Genomic DNA, 19,347 nt, shown 5'->3' on the forward strand with positions numbered 1-19,347 from the left:
TTTTACGGAGGAGATGGTGGGGGAATTTGCCGGTTAGCGGTGGCGACGGAACGGAGTTTTCGAACGGCGAATGACGGAAAAACCCATCAAAGTGTCTGTGGCAACGCGGATCAGAAATAATTTCTTGGCGGGCCTGATTATCTGCGCGCCGATCGCCATTACGCTCTGGCTCACTTGGTCTGTGGTCCACTGGGCCGATAGCTGGGTCAGGCCCTATATTCCGGCCCGCTATGATCCCGAAAGCTATCTGAACTTCGCGGTTCCTGGCACCGGCTTGGTGATCGCGATGATCTTCATCACGATCGTCGGTTTCCTCGCCAAAAACCTCATTGGCCAAAGCATCGTCCGTTTCGGCGAATCGATCGTTCATCGTGTGCCGCTGGTGCGAACCATCTATAAGAGCGTGAAGCAGATTTTCGAAACCGTGCTGAAAGAGCAGGGCACGTCTTTCAAGAAGGTTGGCCTAATCGAATATCCGAGCCCCGGCCTCTGGTCGATGGTGTTCATCTCGACCGATGCCAAGGGTGAAATCGCCTCCAAGTTTAACGCTATGGGGCATGACATGGTGGCCGTTTTCCTACCGCCGACGCCGGTGCCGACAGCCGGTTTTCTGGTTTTCGTTCCGCGTGAAAAGATCACCATTCTCGACATGAGCCCGGAAGACGGCGCCAAACTGCTGATCTCCGGCGGATTGGTCTCACCGGAATATCGGGAAAAGCTGATCGGCAAGGAACTGCCTCCGCCGGCGCCTGTTCCCGCAAAGACTTTGTCTTAGAGCCAGCCATTTCCTGATCTCCCCCTCTATCGCCCACGCGTTTGGGGCGAGTTGTCATGTCCTTATCATGTTGCCGTCTTAGACCGTCTGCCGGAAAGGCAATCGGGCGCATCTCATTGTCGAATGTCTGGGCTCAGTGCCGGACGTATCGTTCGACGCGGCTTCAGGCCGGGTCTGGAGGTGAATGCCGTTCCAGCCAAAAGGGCTTTTTCATCAGGAGGATATTGCCGTGAAAAATGTGCATTCAATGACTTTGCCGCTGCTCTCCGTAGCGCTCGCCACTTTCGTTTTTGCTGCGCCGGCCGCAGCCCTCGCCGATAATTCCGTTACCGTCGGCAATGTCACGCTGGTCAACAAGGGCCGCGTCGCCGTCGGGCGCATCCCGGCCAATCAGCGCGACAAGTTCGGCGAGACCTTCGGCTCCGGTTCGGGCATGTCCATCGACACCAAGAGCTGGGTGCGCAATGCCGATGGTTCCTACAAGGGTTCGCTGTGGCTGCTGCCGGATCGTGGCTATAATGCTGTCGGCACTACCGACTATCGTCCGCGCCTCAACACCGTCGATATCCAGTTGACGCCGGTTGCTCCGGGCGCAACACCGCCGGCCGGCAAGGAACAGTCTGGCGTCGTCGCCAAGCTTGCCGACACCATACTGCTCACCGACAACAAGGGCGCCGATACGACCGGTCTCGACCCTGCTAACGGCACTCGCCATCCGGAAGGCAGCATGCCGCTGCTGCCTCAAGCGCCGAACGGCAAGATCTCGCTCGACAACGAGGCCATCGCCCGTCTGTCCGACGGCACGATGTTCATCAGCGATGAATATGGCCCCTATATCTACCGCTTCTCCGCTACGGGCCTAATGATGTCTGCCACCCAGCCGCCGGCTGCACTGCTGCCGATGCGCAATGGCGCGGTGAACTTCGCTTCCAACAATCCGGGGCCGGGCGAAACGGCTCCCGATCCGAAGGATCCGACGAGCGGCCGCCAGAACAACCAGGGCCTCGAGGGCATGTCGATGACCCCGGACGGTAAGTTCCTGATTGCCGTGCTGCAGTCGGCAACCCGCCAGGATGGCGGCGATTCCAGCTCGACCCGACAGAACACCCGCGCGCTGATCTACGATGCCGCTGATCTGGCGCATCTGAAGCTCGTGCATGAATATGTCGTGCCGCTGCCGGTCTTTAAGGACGACAAGGGCAAGACGCTCGTCGCTGCCCAGAGCGAAATCGTGGCCCTGTCGCCGACAAACTTCCTGATGCTCGCTCGCGATAGCGGCAATGGTTACGGTGTGAAGGGCGATAAGTCGCTTTACCGCAGCATCAACATCGTCGATGTCTCGGCGGCCACGGATATTGCCGGCAGCAAATTCGATGCCGACACGGCGCTCGCTCCCAAGGGCGTTCTCGATCCGTCGGTAAAGCCGGCTGCGGTCAGCCAGTTCATCGATATCAACGATAGCGCCGATCTGGCTCGTTTCGGTCTCCACAATGGCGCGCCGAACGATCGGAACAACCTCTCCGAAAAGTGGGAGGCCATGTCGCTCGTCAGCGTGCAGGATCCGAAGCTGCCGGATGACTACTTCCTGTTTGTCGCCAACGACAACGATTTCCTCACCCAGGACGGTTTCCAGGTTGGCGCGGCCTATAAGGGCGATGGCGGAGGCGATGTCGACACCATGTTCCAGGTGTTCCAGGTGACGATCCCCGGCCTGTCGGCCAAGTAACGGCCTTTTGATCTGGATGGACGCGATTGCCGCGTCCATCCACCTATCCCGCCCTAAGGAACCGGATCGCCTCGTCGCGGCGGAAAAGATAGAGCAGGGTGCGCACCGCCATGCCGCGCTCGCCCGTCAGCTCCGGATCGCGCTCAATGAGATAGGCGGCGTCCTTGCGAGCGATTTCCAAGAGATCGGCATGGGCTTCGAGGCTGGCGATGCGGAAGCCCGGCGTGCCCGACTGGCGCGTGCCAAGCAACTCACCCTCGCCACGCAGCTTCAGGTCTTCCTCGGCAATTCGGAACCCATCCTCCGTGTCGCGCATGATCGAGAGCCTCGCATGGCCGGTTTCGCCGAGTGGCCCCTTGTAGAGCAGGATGCAGGTGGATGCCTCGTCGCCACGTCCGACGCGCCCACGCAACTGGTGCAACTGCGCCAGGCCGAAACGCTCGGCATGCTCGATCACCATGATGGTCGCATCCGGCACATCGACGCCGACCTCGACGACAGTCGTAGCAACCAGCAGGCGGATCTCGCCATTCTTGAAGGCCATCATCACGGCATCTTTTTCCGGTCCGCTCATGCGGCCGTGAATGAGCCCGATGCCGGGTCCGAGCGCCTTGGTCAAACTTGCGTGCCGCTCCTCGACCGACATTAAATCGGATTCTTCGGTTTCCTCCACAAGTGGGCATATCCAATAGGCCTTTTTGCCTTCGGATAAAGCGCTCTTCAGCCGTGAAACGATATCGCCGGTTCGTTCCGTCGGAATGGTGATCGTCTGGATCGGCTTGCGTCCGGCGGGCTTTTCCGTGAGCTTGGAGACATCCATGTCGCCGAAGGCGGCGAGCACAAGCGTCCGCGGGATCGGCGTTGCCGTCATGACCAGCATATGCGGCGAGATACCCTTCGCCGTCAGCCGCAAGCGCTGGTGTACGCCGAAGCGGTGCTGCTCGTCGACGACGGCCAGCATGAGATTGGCGTAGGTCACGCTGTCCTGAAACAGCGCATGCGTGCCGATGACAATCTGCGCTTCGCCGGAGGCGATACGTTCCAGGATGGCGTCGCGCTCGCGGCCCTTGGTGCGCCCGGTCAGCACTTCGACGGAGAGATTGGCACCGGCCGCGAATTTCGAGATCGTCGCATGATGTTGCCGCGCCAAAATTTCGGTCGGCGCCATCAACACCGCCTGACCGCCGCTTTCGATGACCGCGGCAATCGCCATCAGCGCCACCAGCGTCTTGCCGGCGCCGACATCGCCCTGCAGCAGCCGCAGCATGCGCTCCGTTCCGGCCATATCCTTGAGAATATCGGCCACGGCCTCCCTCTGACTGTTCGTCATCGAGAAGGGAAGGGATTCCAATATGTTCTGGCTGATTGTTCCCGTGGGATGCACAGGCTGCCCGGCAACCTTGCGCAGACGCTGACGCACCAGCGACAGCGACAACTGCCCGGCGAGGAATTCGTCATAGGCAAGCCTACGACGGGCCGGCGCCTGGGGATCGATATCGGCGGCATCCCGCGGCGCGTGCAGCATGTGAAAGCTGTCTGAGATGGAGGGGAAGCCCTGCTTCTGCGTGAGCGCCGCATCGTCCCATTCGGGCAGTTGCGGCATGCGCGTCATCGCCCCTTCAATGGTCTTGCGCAGGAATTTCGGCGAGAGCCCGGCGGTCAGGGGATAAACCGGCTCGACAAGCGGCAGGTTCTCCGCCTCGCTTTCGCGCATGATATAGTCCGGATGCACCATCGACGGGCGGCCGTTGAACCAGTCGACCTTGCCGCTGACGGTCACCACCTCATCGATCGGCAGTTGCTTTTCCAGCCATTGCGCCTTGCCACGGAAGAACACCAGACCGAGTTCGCCGGTTTCGTCATGCAGGAAGACGCGATAGGGCACATTGCTGCGTGGATTCGGCGGCGGCTGATGGCGGTCGACGCGGCCCGTGATGGTGACGATCGTGCCCTGGGGCGCGCGAGCAATGCCCGGCTGCTCGCGCCGGTCGATGATGGAATGCGGTGCATGGAAGAGCAGATCGATGACGCGGCAGTCGTCTATGCTCTCCCGATCGAGCAGCTTCACCAGCAGTTCGGCAAGCTTCGGCCCAACGCCGGGCAGCGAAGAGACGGAAGCAAAGAGTGGATCGAGCACGGCGGGACGCATGGCCGGCAAAATGCGACGGGGAGGGTGGCTTGGCAAGGCCTGACGGTCATGCTGGCCTTTTCGAGGCGCACACTCCCCGGAAAATTGCACGCCGCATGCTTTTTTCCGAAAAACCGGTTCCCACCTTTCAAGGCTGGTTTTATAGAGACGCATCAACATAAAGGTGTTTTTGATGACTGGGCTGACTCTCAGCAGTGCCGATCTCGATCCCCGCCGCCGGCGCATTCTGTTTCGCTGTTGGCATCGCGGTATCCGCGAGATGGATCTTGTGTTCGGTCAGTTCGCCGACAACGAATTGCCCGGGCTTGCCGAGGCCGATCTCGATGAACTCGAGCGCATCATGGCCGAGGAAGATAACGATCTCGTCAAATGGATACTCGGAACGCAGCCGGTACCGGAGCATCTACGGACGCCGCTGTTCATGCGCCTTGCCGCCTATAAGCCCGATTTCGAGCAGATCGCCGAAAAGCTTGGGATAACCAGATGATCCCTGGTTTCGACGCGAAGAAACTGATCGCGGCAAGCGAGCCGCTGACGATCGGCCACGTTCCCGCCGGCCTGGAGCCTTTCCTGCTGGCTGAACTGGCGAGAACCGGCCAACCGGTTGCCTATGTCATGTCCGACGGCCAGCACATGGCCGATGTCGAACAGATGCTCGGCTTCATCGCGCCCGAAATTCCGGTATTGACGCTGCCCGCCTGGGACTGCCTTCCCTATGACCGCGTTTCGCCAAGCTCCGATACCTCAGCCCGCCGTCTGGCGGCACTCTCAGGCCTCATCGCCCACCATCACAAGCCGCATGCGGCGATCGTCCTGGTGACGGTCAATGCTATGCTGCAGAAGGTCGCGCCGCAGGATGTGATCGAAAGCCTGGCCTTCTCGGCCCGGCCGGGCAATCAGGTGCGCATGGACGACATCGCTAGCCGTCTGGAGCGCAATGGCTTCGATCGCGTTGCGACCGTGCGCGAAGTCGGCGAATATGCCGTGCGTGGTGGTATCCTCGATGTCTTCGTGCCGGGCACGGAAGAGCCGGTGCGCCTCGATTTTTTTGGCGACACGCTGGAAAGCATCCGCAGCTTCGATCCCGCCAGCCAGCGCACCACCGGCCAGATCCGCTCCCTCGATCTCAATCCGATGAGCGAGGTAACGCTGACGCCGGATACGATCAGTCGTTTCCGCAAGAACTATCTTTCCGCTTTCGGCGCGGCGACGCGCGACGACGCGCTCTATGTCGCCGTCTCGGAAGGCCGCCGCTATGCCGGCATGGAACACTGGCTACCGCTGTTCTACGAGAAGCTGGAGACTGTTTTCGATTATCTCCGCGGCTTCCGGCTCGTCACCGACCATACGGTGCGCGAAGCTGCCGAGGAGCGCTCCAAACTCGTTTTCGACTATTACGATGCTCGTCTGAATTCCGGGCAGGCGGCCAAGGGGCAGATGGCGCAAGGCACGCCCTATAAGCCGGTAACGCCCGGCCAGCTCTATCTTGACGGCGGCACCTTCGCCAAAGCGCTCGATGCCTTCGATGCCATGCGCATCTCGCCTTTCAATGAACACGAAGGCGAGGCCCGCCGCGTTGTCAGCGTCGATGCCCGGCAGGGGCCGCGCTGGGCGCGGTCCGCGACCGAGAGTGCCGACAGCGAGCGCGTCAACGTCTTCGATGCCGTCGTCAAACATATTGCCGACAAGCGGGCTGCGGGCGGCAGGGTGCTGATTTCAGCCTGGACGGAAGGTTCGCTCGATCGCCTGTTGCAGGTGTTGGCCGAACACGGGCTGGCTCGCGTCAAGACAATCGAGGCTTTCAAGGACCTCAACACCCTGGCGAAAGGCGAGGCGGCTGCGGCCGTGCTGAGCCTGGAAGCAGGCTTCGAGGCTGGCGATCTCATCGTCATCGGCGAGCAGGACATTCTCGGCGACCGCATGGTGCGCCGCTCCAAGCGCCGCAAGCGCGCCGCCGATTTCATCTCCGAAGTGGCCGGTCTCGACGAGGGTTCGATCGTCGTTCACGCCGAGCACGGCATCGGCCGTTTCGTCGGTCTGCGCACCATCGAGGCCGCCGGCGCGCCGCATGCCTGTCTTGAGCTACAGTATGCGGACGAGGCCAAGCTGTTCCTGCCGGTCGAAAACATCGATCTCCTGTCGCGCTACGGCGGCGAGGGCACCGAGGCGCAGCTCGACAAGCTTGGCGGCGGCGCCTGGCAGATGCGCAAGGCCAAGCTCAAGAAGCGCCTGCTGGATATGGCGGGCGCCCTGATCCGCGTCGCGGCAGAACGGCTGACGCGGCATGCGCCGGTGCTGACCTCGCCGGAAGGGCTCTATGACGAGTTCGCCGCGCGCTTCCCCTACGACGAGACCGAAGACCAGATGAACGCCATCGATGCGGTGCGCGACGATCTCGGCGCCGGCCGCCCGATGGATCGCCTCGTCTGCGGCGACGTTGGTTTCGGCAAGACGGAAGTGGCCCTGCGCGCCGCCTTCGTGGCCGCCATGAACGGCGTGCAGGTCGCCGTCGTCGTGCCGACGACGCTGCTTGCCCGTCAGCATTTCAAGACCTTCTCCGAGCGTTTCCGCGGTTTGCCGATCCGTGTGCAGCAGGCTTCGCGCCTCGTTGGCGCCAAGGATCTGGCACTGACCAAGAAGGAAGTGGCCGACGGCAAGACCGATATTGTCGTCGGCACGCATGCGCTGCTCGGCGCCGGCATCCAATTCGCCAATCTAGGCCTGCTGGTCATCGACGAAGAACAGCACTTCGGCGTCAAGCATAAGGAGCGCCTGAAGGAGCTGAAGAGCGACGTGCATGTGCTGACGCTGTCGGCAACGCCGATTCCGCGCACGCTGCAGCTTGCCATGACGGGCGTGCGCGAACTGTCGCTGATCACTACGCCGCCGGTCGACCGTATGGCGGTGCGCACCTTCATCTCGCCCTTCGATTCGCTAGTCATCCGCGAAACGCTGATGCGCGAGCACTATCGCGGCGGCCAGAGCTTCTATGTCTGCCCGCGTCTGGCCGATCTCGCCGACATCCACGCCTTCCTGCAGTCCGATGTGCCGGAGCTGAAAGTGGCCGTCGCCCATGGCCAGATGCCTGCCGGTGAGCTCGAAGACATTATGAACGCGTTCTATGAAGGGCGCTATGACGTGCTGCTCTCGACGACCATCGTCGAATCCGGCCTCGACGTGCCAACGGCCAATACGCTGATCGTCCACCGCGCCGACATGTTCGGCCTGGCGCAGCTCTATCAGTTGCGTGGCCGCGTCGGCCGGTCGAAAGTGCGCGCCTTCGCCCTGTTCACCCTCCCGGTCAACAAGGTGCTGACGACGACGGCGGAGCGCCGCCTGAAGGTGCTGCAGTCGCTCGATACGCTCGGCGCCGGCTTCCAGCTCGCCAGCCACGACCTCGATATTCGCGGCGCCGGCAATCTGCTGGGCGAGGAGCAGTCCGGTCATATCAAGGAAGTGGGCTTCGAGCTTTATCAGCAGATGCTCGAAGAGGCTGTTGCCGAGGTCAAGGGCGTTGACGAGATCCAGGACACCGGCTGGTCGCCACAGATTTCCGTCGGCACGCCCGTCATGATCCCCGACGATTACGTGCCGGACCTGCACCTGCGCATGGCGCTCTATCGCCGTCTCGGCGAGATCACCGAGATCAAGGAGATAGACAGTTTCGGTGCCGAAATGATTGACCGCTTCGGCCCGATGCCCATCGAAGTGCAGCATCTCCTCAAGATCGTCTACATCAAGTCGCTCTGCCGCGTCGCCAATGTCGAAAAGCTCGACGCCGGCCCGAAGGGCGTCGTCGTGCAATTCCGCAATAAGGAATTCCCGAACCCCGCCAACCTCGTCGGCTATATCGCCAAGCAGGGCACAATGGCGAAAATCCGCCCCGACCAGAGCGTATTCCTGACGCGAGATCTTCCGACGCCGGAAAAGCGGCTGCAGGGCGCGGCTGTGGTTATGACGCAGTTGGCGGAATTGGCGAAGTAGACGGGAGGCTCATCAGTCGCCTTTGCGGCTGATGAAGAGCCCCGTTTCCTTCTCGGTTTCAAGCACGCCGTTACCAGCCTCGAACGCCTCGGCAATTGCCTTGCGAAATTCGGCAAGCTGCGCCTCGTCGGCCTCATCGCCGGGAGGATAGGAGGTGAGGGCGCGGTACACGTCTTCCGGCTCCGTCACGCGAAGGCGAGCCGGATGCTCGGTCATCCTGACATTTCCGAATTGGCTCTGCATGAGCCGTTCAGCGGCATCGTAGCCGAAGGCCGCGCCGGCGGGGTCATAGGGCGGGCTGCCGAATACGGTGGTCAGCTCGTACATCTTGCGCATGTTGCCGGCTCCGTTGGTCGTCACTGCGAGGAAGCCGCCCGGCTTCAGCACGCGATGCATTTCCGCGATGGCTTTGAAAGGGTCCGGCAGGTGATAGAACATATGCATCGCGATGACGGCATCAAAGGAGCCATCCGCAAAGGGCAGGGCCGCAGCATCGGCCCGCTCACCAGTGACGCCGGCAAAGGGCAATGCCCTGCATCGCTCCATGGCTTCTTGAATCATGCCGGGAGAAAGATCGGCAAGCGTCAGGTCCAGATTTGCCGGTAGTGACGCGACCGTTGCCGCCCAGAACCAAGCGGGGCCACAGCCGATATCGAGAATGCGATCTCCGGATTTCAACGGAAGCTGCTGGGCGACCCATGGAAACCAGCCGATTTCTGCAACGGCATATTCGCTGTTCAGCCGGCCGCGCGCAGCCAGCTTTCTGCTATCCGCATATTGCTTGTCATTGACAGAGGTTATCGACGACATATCCGGTTGTCTCCCGATCTGGTGCCGAAAATCCCGCGTTTTTCCTTCTAGCGCAGCCCCGAAACATGCAAGTCTCAGCGGTCCGCCAATTGCGATCCGCAGCCTACAATAGACGCCTGTTGAACGCTAACTCTCTTTATGGTTGGCTTATTATAGCGTTCCGGCGAAGGCCGCTGCAGCCAGCAATACGCCTGTAAGAATGTTCGCCAGAAACAGTCGGTAATTCACCTCGGGGCGCGAAAGATCGAGGCGCCAGGTCTGCCAGCAGAGATGTGCGGCGATGACAAGCATCCCGATGACGTAGGGCAATGACATGCCGACCATCCATCCACCAACCGACCATGCTGCAACGGTCATGGCGTAGAACAAGCCGATACACGCCTTGCCGTGCTTACCAAACAGGATTGCGGTCGATTTCAAACCTAGTCGCCTATCGTCGCGAACATCGACATAGGCATAAACGGTATCGTATCCGATCTGCCAGGCGATAGCTCCGAGCCACATCAGAAGCGCACCGGCCGGGATCTTGCCGATGACCTCCGACCACGCCATCAGCATTCCCCAATTGAATGCCGCGCCAAGAACGGCCTGAGGCCAATATGTGAACCGCTTGCAGAGCGGATAGACAAAGACGAGGGGCAAAACGCAGATTGCGACGAGGCGTGTATAGGGCGTCAGGAAGAACAGAAGCAAAGCGGCCAGCGTGAGTTCCGCCGCCAGAAACATGAGCGCCTGTGGCACGCCGATCTGCTCGCTCGCCAAAGGTCGAAAGCGGGTCCGTTCCACATGGCCGTCGAACTTCCGATCCGCAATGTCGTTGACCGTGGAGCCTGCGCTCCTCATCAGCAATGCGCCGAGCGAGAAGATGAACAGATGCCGAAGGTCCGGAAAGCCTTGCGAGGCTTGGATAAGCGCGGCCCAGCACGGGAAAAGAGTGAGCCATATGCCGACCGGGCGATCCAGCCGTGCGAGCCGCGTATAGGGTCTCAATGCCGAAGGCAAACGGCGATCCACCCAGTCGCCTAGCTTTATATCGCTTAAATCGGGGCGGGCAGAAGCGCTCATCATCCAAATCCGGCGGCTAAATCGAGGACGCAAAATAGAGGCTTTTGCGCATGCTGCAACAGCCGGAATCGGCCTGCGCCAATTTGGCCTGGACATTGCCGACGACATCCACCGCCCGGCGCCAAAACCCCAATCTTCCCTCAGTTCATCCCAGCCCGCGCCTCGGCCTTCATCTTGGCGATATCGCGCAGCGCCCCAACCAGCACATCCGGCGTCTGCGCGCCGCTCACGGCATATTGCTGGTCGAAGATGAAGAAGGGGACGCCGGTGACGCCGATCTTCTGGGCGGCGTCGATTTCGCCGATGATGAGAGCGCGGTCCGCATCCGAGGCGAGCAGGGTGGCGATGACGGAGCGGTCGAGCCCGGCCTTTTCGGCGATATCCAGCAGCACGGCATGGTCGCCGACATTGCGGCCTTCCTCGAAATTGGCCTTGAACAGGGCGCTGACCACCTTTTCCTGCTTCTCGCGATCCTCCGTTCCCGCCCATTGGATGAGGCGATGGGCGTCAAGGGTGTTTGGGCCGATCTTGATCGCGTCGAAATCGAAGTTGATGCCCACTTCGCGGCCGAGATCGGTCAACATCTTGTGCCCCTGCGCGACACGCTCCGCGCCGCCAAGCTTCTGCTCAAGCGCCTTCTTCTGGTCGACGCCTTCGGGCGGATAGTCGGGATTGAGGCGATACGGTCGCCAGTTGATATCGACGCCCACTTCGTCCTGCACTTCGGCGATTGCCAGCTCCAGCCGGGCCTTGCCGAGATAGCACCACGGACAAACGACGTCCGAGACGATATCGATCGTGATGCGTTCCATGGCTCAATCCTTCCACTCTATGGGGCTTCAAGGTCCCATCTAGGCCGGTTGGCTGGCAGCTTCAACCGGTTACCGAAAAGGAACCGGGTAAACATCTGCCGGCAAAGGCGTTTTATTGCACCGACGCATCCCACCAGACGGGCAACTGATAGCCATAGAGCGGCAGGACATCGGGATGGGCGATGCGGCTGCGCCGCGCCACCCATTGCTGGTCGATATGGTAGAGCGGCACGAGGTAATAGCCCGAGATCAGGATGCGGTCGAACGAGCGCACGGCATCGCGGAAATCCTCGGCCGAGTGGGCCGTCAGGAAATGCGACATCAGCGTATCGACATCCGGGTCGGCGACCCCGGCGAAATTGAAGCTGCCTTCGGTCTTGGCGGCGATCGAGCTCCAGCGCCCGAGCTGTTCGGTGCCTGGCGACAGCGACGAGGGATAGGACTTGATGATCATGTCATAGTCGTAGCTGATCGTACGACGCTGATACTGCGAATCATCGACCGTGCGGATCGTGACCGCGATGCCAAGCAGCGCCAGCGACCGACGGTAGGCGATCGCGATGCGCTCCTGGTCGGCGTTCTGCGTCATGATCTCGAAGCTGAGCTGGCGCCCGGCGCTGTCGACCATCTTTTCGCCCTGGATCGTGTAGCCGCCTTCCTTGAGCAGATTTACGGCCTTGCGCAGGATAGCCCGGTCGCGGCCGGAACCGTCGCTGACGGGCAGCTTGTAGGTGCCATCAAGCACATCGCGATCGATGCGATCCTTGATCGGGCCGAGCATGGCGAGTTCATGCGCATCCGCGGGCACACCGAACGACGAGAGGTCGGAGTTTTGCCAGTAGCTTTCGCTGCGCGTATAGGCGCTCGAGGAAAGGTTCCGATTCACCCATTCGAAGTCGAAGGCGAGCGTCAGTCCCTGCCGAATCTTCTTGTTGGCAAAAATCGGCCGCCGCGTATTGAAGACAAAGCCGAACATGCCGCTTGGCAGCTTCGGCCTGAAGACGTCCTTGATGACAGCGCCTGAAGTCACGGCCGGGAAATCATAGGCCGCCTGCCAATGGCCCGGACTGCCGTCAGGATAGATGTCGATATCGCCTTTCTTGAAGGCTTCGAACAGCGTGGTCTCCTGCAGGAAATAATTGACGGCGATCTCGTCGTAATTGTCGACGCCAACCTTCGACGGAATACCCTTGCCCCAATAATCGGGATTGCGCTCAAAGACGATGCGTTGACCGGGATCAATGCTCTTGACCCTGTAAGGGCCGGAGCCGATCGGGATGCTGAGCGTCGTCCGATCGAAACTGTCAGGGTCTGTCGCGTGCTTCGGCAGGATCGGCAGCGATGATGCGATAATCAGTGGCGTTTCGCGATTGGCCTTGTCGTTGAAGCGGATCAGCACGCTATGATCGCCGACCTTCTCGACGCTGCCGACAGTGTCGAGCCAGGAGGAAAACGGCACCCGCCCCTTGTCGTGCAGCAGTTGGAACGTGAAAATCACATCCTCGGGCGTCACCGGCTGCCCGTCCGACCATTTGGCGTTTGGATTGAGGTTGAACCGGATATAGCTTCGGCTGTCGTCCCATTCGGCCGTTTGGGCCAACAGACCGTAGAGCGTGAAGGGTTCGTCGCGCGAGCGCTGCATCAGCGATTCGTAGATGAGATTGCCGAAATCCGGATCCCACATGCCCCGCGCAGTCGTGCGCATGCTCTTCAGAATAAAGGGATTGAGATTGTCGAAGGTGCCGACGACGCCATAGTTGATATGGCCGCCCTTTTTGACGTTCGGATTGACGTAGGGAAAATGCGTATAATCCGCCGGCAAGGCAGGATCTCCATGCATCGCGATGCCATAGAGCGGCTCGGCGGCCGCCGCACTGCAGAATGCTGAGAAGAACAGGAAAATAGCGATCCGGAGCGCTTGCATGGCATCCTTTCCGGTAAGGGGCATGATTCTGCGGAACCTTATCATGAGAGTGCCGAATCCAACACGCGCCCACCGGAATTCTTGGATCTTGACAGAAAAGACCAAAGAAAAGCTGGATATCCGCGCCCGTGCGATGTAACAGGAGTGCCGGGTTTCCCGGGTCATGCATTTGCCTTAATCTTTCGACAGGTGGACGGCGGTTTGACCCGATTGGCATGGGGCGGCAGGCTGTCGTCCCGCATCGGATTTCAGGAGGCGGTTTCGCTATGACGTTCAAGACTGACAACAAAATGCGGGCAGGACTCTCTGCTCTGGCTCTCATGATCGGTGCAGCGCTTCCGGCTGCTGCTTTCGCTCAGGATGCCTCGGATGCAGCTCCCGCTGACGGCGGCGCCAACGCCAACCAGCCGCGCCTCGGCTGGTACAAGACCTGCACCAAGCAGGACGACGCCGATATCTGTATCGTTCAGAACCTGATCATGGCCAACAACGGCCAGTTGGTGACCGCAGTCGGCCTCATCTCGGTCGACGGCAAGGTCAACCGCAAGATCCTGCAGATCTCCGTTCCGACGGCACGTCTGATCGCTCCGGGCATCACCATGCAGGTCGACGGCGGCAAGGGCCAGAAGATCGACTACGCTGTCTGCCTTCCGGACAAGTGCACGGCCGAAGTCCCGCTGACCGACGCCATGATCGCGGCCCTGAAGAAGGGCACCGACGTGACCTTCACCTCGATCAACTTCCGTCGCGCTCCGAACCCGATCAAGATCTCGCTCGACGGCTTCGGCGCTGCCTATGACGGCGCAGCGATCTCCGACTCGAAGCTGGCCGAAAGCCAGAAGAGCCTGCAGGACAGCATGCAGAAGAAGGCCGAAGAAGCCCGCAAGAAGCTGGAAGACGCTCAGAAGGCCGCAAAGCAGCAGTAAGCCGCAGCGCTTTCAAGATTTTACAAAAAAGCCCGGCTCTGCGCCGGGCTTTTTTGTAATGGCCATAAGTCCAAAAACACGAAAGGGAAGACGTTGGGAGCGTCTTCCCTTCGAAAACTTGCATGAAATTGACGCTTAGTGGGCGAAGCTCATCTTGGGCTTGAACTCGCCTGTAGGCGCTTTATCGAAGATCTGAGCAATCTGCGGGTTACGAAGCGGGACACCGCTCTCGTCGCTGATCAGGTTCTGCTCGGACACGTATGCGACATATTCCGTCTCGTCATTTTCGGCGAGAAGGTGGTAGAAGGGTTGGTCCTTGCTGGGCCGCACTTCTGCCGGAATGGAATTCCACCATTCTTCAGTATTGGCGAATTCCGGGTCGACGTCGAAGATGACACCGCGGAAGGGAAACATCCGGTGCCGAACCACGTCGCCTATGTTGAATTTTGCGTAGCGTTCTTTCATGGCGCGACTTCCTTTCAAGCAATCATGTGGTGAATTCCACCGCCGATATCAAGGATTCTGCCCCGATTCCTTCATTCAGTTGTCACATTCGAACAACGCTGTTCGCCCTACATTGTTCGATTGCGCGATACACGAATTGTAATGTCCAGCAAGGCAGCCGTGACCGAAAATACGTCTGCCTCACGCTTGCCAGCAAGCAAAAGCCCCGGCTGACCGAGGCTTTCGCCTCGGTTCTTATGCCGAGTAATACATGTCGTATTCGACCGGATGCGGGGTCATTTCGAAGCGCATGACTTCCTGCATCTTCAGTTCGATGAAGGCATCGATCTGGTCGTCGTCAAAGACGCCGCCGGCGGTCAGGAACTTGCGGTCCTTGTCCAGGCTTTCGAGCGCTTCGCGCAGCGAGCCGCAGACCGTCGGGATCTTCTTCAGCTCCTTCGGCGGCAGGTCGTACAGGTCCTTGTCCATGGCCTTGCCCGGATGGATCTTGTTCTTGATGCCGTCGAGGCCGGCCATCAGCATGGCGGCAAAGGCGAGATAGGGGTTGGCGGTCGGGTCGGGGAAGCGGACTTCGACGCGCTTTGCCTTGGGGTTGGAGCCGAACGGGATGCGGCAGGAGGCGGAGCGGTTGCGGGCCGAATAGGCGAGCAGAACCGGAGCCTCATAGCCCGGCACGAGACGCTTGTAAGAGTTCGTCGACGGGTTGGTGAAGGCGTTGATCGCCTTGGCATGCTTGATGATGCCGCCGATGTAGTAGAGGCAGCTCTCGGAGAGGCCTGCATATTCATCGCCCGCGAAGGTCGGCTTGCCGCCCTTCCAGATCGACTGGTGAACGTGCATGCCCGAGCCGTTGTCGCCGAAGATCGGCTTCGGCATGAAGGTTGCCGTCTTGCCGTAGGCATTGGCGACCTGGTGAACCACGTACTTGTAGATCTGCATCTTGTCGGCGTTGCGCACCAGCGTGTCGAACTTGATGCCAAGTTCGTGCTGAGCAGCCGCGACCTCGTGGTGATGCTTTTCGACGACGACGCCCATCTCGGCGAGAACCGTCAGCATTTCCGAACGCATGTCCTGGGCACTGTCGACCGGCGGAACCGGGAAGTAGCCGCCCTTGACGCGCGGACGGTGGCCGAGGTTGCCGGTTTCATAATCGGTGTCGTCGTTGGACGGCAATTCGCTGGAGTCGAGCTTGAAGCCGGTGTTGTACGGATCGGCCTTGTACTTGACGTCGTCGAAGACGAAGAATTCGGCTTCCGGACCGAAGAAGGCGGTGTCGCCGATGCCGGATGCCTTAAGATAGGCTTCGGCCTTCTTTGCGGTGCCGCGCGGATCGCGGTTGTAGGCTTCGCCCGAGACCGGATCGAGAATGTCGCAGAGGATGACCATGGTGGATTGCGCGAAGAACGGATCCATGTGAACCGTTTCGGTATCGGGCATCAGCACCATGTCGGATTCGTTGATGGCCTTCCAACCCCCAATCGAGGAGCCGTCGAACATCACGCCGTCGGCGAACATGTCCTCGTCGACGCAGACGACGTCCATCGTGACATGCTGCAGCTTGCCCTTGGGATCCGTGAACCGCAGGTCAACGAACTTGACGTCGTTATCCTTAATTTGTTTGAGAATTTCGCTTGCGGTCGTCATTAAAATTACTTCCCTTGACTTAGATGACGATTACGAGCCTGGCCGCAACAGCCGGGCGGTTAGATGGCGTCTATACCTGTTTCTCCGGTGCGGATTCGAATGACCTCTTCCACATTGGAGACGAAAATCTTTCCGTCGCCGATCCGGCCGGTCTGCGCAGCCTTGCGGATGGCGTCGATCACCGCTTCCGCATTCTCGTCCGCCAATACGACTTCGACCTTCACCTTAGGCAGGAAGTCGACGACGTATTCGGCGCCACGGTAAAGCTCCGTGTGGCCTTTCTGACGACCGAAGCCCTTCGCTTCCGTGACAGTGATGCCTTGCAGACCGACTTCTTGAAGGGCTTCCTTCACTTCGTCCAGCTTGAAAGGCTTAATGATCGCTTCGATCTTTTTCATGAGAAAATGTCTCTCCGCTTCTCCCGTTACAGCAGGACCATTCCCCGCTTGCCCAACCTGATGCACGTATCATGCCAGTTCACAGAGGCCTGCCGTAAAAAATCTCGGCGAATTGGCGCCGAGACCCCGGATTGATGAGGATTTTTCGGAAAAATGGAAGCGTTTTCGCACCGAAACGCGTGAGATGAAGCAAAATTTTGCAAAAAAGTGCTGTATTTCTCACAATTGTACCTCAAGCGCATTTTGAGTGCGTTTGCGTAATTATTATGCAAATGCATTCTGGTTGAGCAAATGGTGCCTCGAAATCATGGTTGTTTTTCAGGCAGGTTTCGCATTCAATGATGGCCATCATGATGTCACCGCTCGCCGATCTGCTTCTTTCACCCGAGGATATGGCCGCCGTCGATCGAGCGGCCGCCGCGTCTGGCATCGACTCCTACGGACTTATGGAAAGAGCAGGCCAGGCGGTCGCCGCGAGCGCCCTGCGGCATTTCCCCGAGACATTGCGATTTATCGTGCTCTGCGGCCCCGGCAACAATGGCGGCGACGGCTACGTCGCGGCGCGTGCCCTGCGGCAAACCGGCGTGGAGGTCCAACTCTTTCACCTCGGCGATCCCAAAACGCTGAAAGGCGATGCCGCCCGGGCCTTTGCGGAGTGTCCGGTTGGTGGCGAGACACTCGGGCGCTATTCGCCGCGCCCGGGAGACGTCGTCATCGACGCCATTTTCGGCGCCGGCCTCTCCCGTCCCGTCCCCGATGAGGTAGCGGCGATCATCGCGGAGATTGCTGAGGCTCATATTCCCGTTATTGCCGTCGACTTGCCCTCCGGTCTCGATGGTCGCAGCGGCCAAGTGCTGGGTGCCGCTTTTCGCGCCGTGCGTACAGTCACGTTCATGACCCGTAAGCCTGGTCACCTGCTAATGCCGGGGCGCGATCTTTGTGGCGTGCTGGAAGTTTTCGACATCGGCATTCCCGCGCGCATTGTCCGTGCCCATGCGAACGGCCTGATCGCGGAAAACACGCCGGCGCAATGGCAGGCCGACCTGCCGGCGGCTGCCACGGATATCCACAAATACAAGCGTGGCCATCTGGTGGTCTTTTCCGGCGGAGCGACCGCTACGGGCGCAGCGCGCATGTCGGCCATGGCGGGGCTTAAGGCGGGGGCAGGGCTCGTCACCATCGCCTCCCCGGAACAGGCGCTGATGGTCAACGCGGGACTGTTGACGGCAATCATGCTGCACGGGGTCGACGATGAAGCTGCGTTACGCGCTTGGCTCACCGACCAGCGCCTCTCGACGTTCGTCCTCGGCCCTGGCTTCGGCGCCGGCGAGAAAGCCAGGCAATTCGCATTGGCCGTGAGTGACCGCCATCTGGTCCTGGATGCCGATGGCATCACGTCGTTTCGCGATGAACCCCAACGCTTGTTCGATGCTTTCGCCAATGGCCCGACGCGGCTGGTGTTGACGCCGCATGAGGGGGAGTTCGCGCGCTTATTTCCCGATATCGCCGCCGATGAGGCGTTGAGCAAGGTCGAGAAGGCGAGGGCAGCGGCGGCGCGCGCTCATGCCGCCATCATCTACAAAGGCGCCGACAGCGTCATTGCCGCTCCCGACGGCCGAGCCTTGATCAATGCCAATGCGCCGCCCTGGCTTGCCACCGCCGGCTCCGGCGACGTGCTTGCAGGCATCATCGGCGGACTTCTGGCACAGGGCGCGTCTGCGTTCGAAGCGGCGGCGGCTGGCGTTTGGCTGCATGGCCTGGCCGGACAGCGCGCGGGAAAAGGGCTGACGGCCGAAGACCTCGTTGCCCGTGTCGCTCCCTTTTGAAAACAACTATTTCGCCACTTCCTCCTGCAGCGCGATCGCGCCATGCGGAGCATTGACCTTGCCCTCATGGATCATGAAGGCAAAGACGTCGCGAGGCTCAGCCTTGACCTTGCGGGTCTCATCGATCAACGGCAGGTCATCGGGTATCTTGCCTTCGGCCCATGTTTGCAACCGCTTCGCCCAAGCCTTCAAATCTTTCGGCGGATAGCAGGTCTTGATATCGTCGGAGCCCTTCTGCAGACGGGCATAGACGAAATCGGCGGTCACATCCGCGATCATCGGATATTCGAAATGCTCAGCGCAAACCGGCGCGATATTGTATTTGGCGAGCAGAGCGATGAATTCCGGCACCTTGAACGAGTCATGCCTGACCTCGACCACGTGTTTCAGCGCCAAGCCGTCCTGCTTATCCGGCAGCAACTTCAGGAATGCCTCGAAGTCATCCGGATCGAATTTCTTCGTCGGTGCGAATTGCCAAAGCAGCGGCCCAAGATGATCGCCCAATTCGCTGATGCCGGAGTCGAGGAAGCGCTGCATCGACTCTCCCGCTTCGGAGAGCACGCGCCGGTTGGTGACGAAACGTGTCGCCTTGAGAGAGAAGATGAAACCATCCGGCACATCGGCAGCCCATTTCGCAAAAACCTCCGGCTTCTGCGTGCTGTAATAGGTGCCGTTGACCTCGATCACCTTCAGCCTGCGGCTGGCGAAATTGAGCTCGTCCTTCTGCTTGAGCGTGTCGGGATAAAATGCCCCGCGCCAGGGCTCAAAGGTCCAGCCGCCGATGCCGGTTCGGATCGTACCTGCAGTGGTCATTCTCTCCTCCATTGATCGGCTAGTGCATGT

Annotated in this window: 15 protein-coding genes; 6 read left to right on the forward strand and 9 right to left on the reverse strand. The window is 60.3% G+C overall.

Going from position 1 to position 19,347, the window contains the following annotated elements:
• Window positions 1-70 precede the first annotated feature (70 nt).
• The gene (locus NXC24_RS09450) at window positions 71-775 is read left to right on the forward strand and encodes a DUF502 domain-containing protein (protein ID WP_104823043.1); all 705 of its coding nucleotides are present in this window, start codon (window positions 71-73) and stop codon (window positions 773-775) included.
• A 247-nt stretch (window positions 776-1,022) separates the two neighbouring features.
• Window positions 1,023-2,501, forward strand: coding sequence for an esterase-like activity of phytase family protein (locus NXC24_RS09455; RefSeq protein ID WP_104825089.1), 1,479 nt, complete (start codon window positions 1,023-1,025; stop codon window positions 2,499-2,501).
• A gap of 43 nt (window positions 2,502-2,544) precedes the next feature.
• On the opposite strand, the gene recG is transcribed toward NXC24_RS09455, so the two are convergent.
• Window positions 2,545-4,650 (reverse strand): ATP-dependent DNA helicase RecG, encoded by a 2,106-nt coding sequence (gene recG / locus NXC24_RS09460; protein WP_104823044.1) that lies wholly within the window; start codon window positions 4,648-4,650, stop codon window positions 2,545-2,547.
• 172 nt (window positions 4,651-4,822) lie between these two features.
• On the opposite strand from recG, the gene NXC24_RS09465 reads away from it, so the two are divergent.
• Together NXC24_RS09465 and mfd are read left to right on the forward strand one after the other, a co-directional pair.
• Entirely contained in the window at window positions 4,823-5,137 is a 315-nt protein-coding gene (locus NXC24_RS09465) for a succinate dehydrogenase assembly factor 2 (protein WP_104823045.1), read from the forward strand.
• A complete protein-coding gene (gene mfd / locus NXC24_RS09470; RefSeq protein ID WP_104823046.1) occupies window positions 5,134-8,634 on the forward strand; it encodes a transcription-repair coupling factor in 3,501 nt (1,166 codons plus the stop codon). The genes NXC24_RS09465 and mfd overlap by 4 nt, the downstream gene beginning before the upstream one ends.
• A gap of 12 nt (window positions 8,635-8,646) precedes the next feature.
• Here the strand turns inward: mfd and NXC24_RS09475 are convergent, their stop codons facing one another.
• The 4 genes from NXC24_RS09475 to NXC24_RS09490 form a co-directional block, all read right to left on the reverse strand.
• On the reverse strand, window positions 8,647-9,444 hold the full coding sequence (locus NXC24_RS09475; RefSeq protein ID WP_104823047.1) for a class I SAM-dependent methyltransferase: 798 nt from the start codon (window positions 9,442-9,444) through the stop codon (window positions 8,647-8,649).
• 150 nt (window positions 9,445-9,594) lie between these two features.
• Complete coding sequence (gene ubiA, locus NXC24_RS09480) at window positions 9,595-10,509, reverse strand: 4-hydroxybenzoate octaprenyltransferase (protein WP_104823048.1); 915 nt, start codon at window positions 10,507-10,509, stop codon at window positions 9,595-9,597.
• Window positions 10,510-10,649: 140 nt separating this feature from the next.
• Entirely contained in the window at window positions 10,650-11,321 is a 672-nt protein-coding gene (locus NXC24_RS09485; protein ID WP_104823049.1) for a DsbA family oxidoreductase, read from the reverse strand.
• Between the two features lie 112 nt (window positions 11,322-11,433).
• On the reverse strand, window positions 11,434-13,245 hold the full coding sequence (locus NXC24_RS09490; RefSeq protein ID WP_104823050.1) for an extracellular solute-binding protein: 1,812 nt from the start codon (window positions 13,243-13,245) through the stop codon (window positions 11,434-11,436).
• Window positions 13,246-13,511: 266 nt separating this feature from the next.
• Between NXC24_RS09490 and NXC24_RS09495 the strand changes: the two genes are divergently transcribed.
• Window positions 13,512-14,171 carry an invasion associated locus B family protein gene (locus NXC24_RS09495; RefSeq protein WP_104823051.1) on the forward strand — a complete coding sequence of 220 codons (660 nt, stop codon included), beginning with the start codon at window positions 13,512-13,514 and terminating at the stop codon, window positions 14,169-14,171.
• Window positions 14,172-14,306: 135 nt separating this feature from the next.
• Here NXC24_RS09495 and hspQ read toward each other — a convergent pair whose 3' ends face one another.
• From hspQ to NXC24_RS09510, 3 genes are all read right to left on the reverse strand, one after another.
• Window positions 14,307-14,636, reverse strand: coding sequence for a heat shock protein HspQ (gene hspQ, locus NXC24_RS09500; protein WP_104823052.1), 330 nt, complete (start codon window positions 14,634-14,636; stop codon window positions 14,307-14,309).
• A gap of 234 nt (window positions 14,637-14,870) precedes the next feature.
• Window positions 14,871-16,280 (reverse strand): type I glutamate--ammonia ligase, encoded by a 1,410-nt coding sequence (gene glnA / locus NXC24_RS09505; RefSeq protein ID WP_104823053.1) that lies wholly within the window; start codon window positions 16,278-16,280, stop codon window positions 14,871-14,873.
• A 59-nt stretch (window positions 16,281-16,339) separates the two neighbouring features.
• Window positions 16,340-16,678 carry a P-II family nitrogen regulator gene (locus tag NXC24_RS09510; RefSeq protein WP_003539626.1) on the reverse strand — a complete coding sequence of 113 codons (339 nt, stop codon included), beginning with the start codon at window positions 16,676-16,678 and terminating at the stop codon, window positions 16,340-16,342.
• 350 nt (window positions 16,679-17,028) lie between these two features.
• Between NXC24_RS09510 and NXC24_RS09515 the strand changes: the two genes are divergently transcribed.
• A complete protein-coding gene (locus tag NXC24_RS09515; RefSeq protein WP_104825090.1) occupies window positions 17,029-18,504 on the forward strand; it encodes an NAD(P)H-hydrate dehydratase in 1,476 nt (491 codons plus the stop codon).
• Window positions 18,505-18,510: 6 nt separating this feature from the next.
• Here NXC24_RS09515 and NXC24_RS09520 read toward each other — a convergent pair whose 3' ends face one another.
• Entirely contained in the window at window positions 18,511-19,317 is an 807-nt protein-coding gene (locus tag NXC24_RS09520; RefSeq protein ID WP_104823054.1) for a DUF72 domain-containing protein, read from the reverse strand.
• Window positions 19,318-19,347 lie beyond the last annotated feature (30 nt).

It is taken from the genome of Rhizobium sp. NXC24 (genome assembly GCF_002944315.1).
In the GTDB taxonomy this organism is placed as follows: Bacteria; Pseudomonadota; Alphaproteobacteria; order Rhizobiales; family Rhizobiaceae; genus Rhizobium.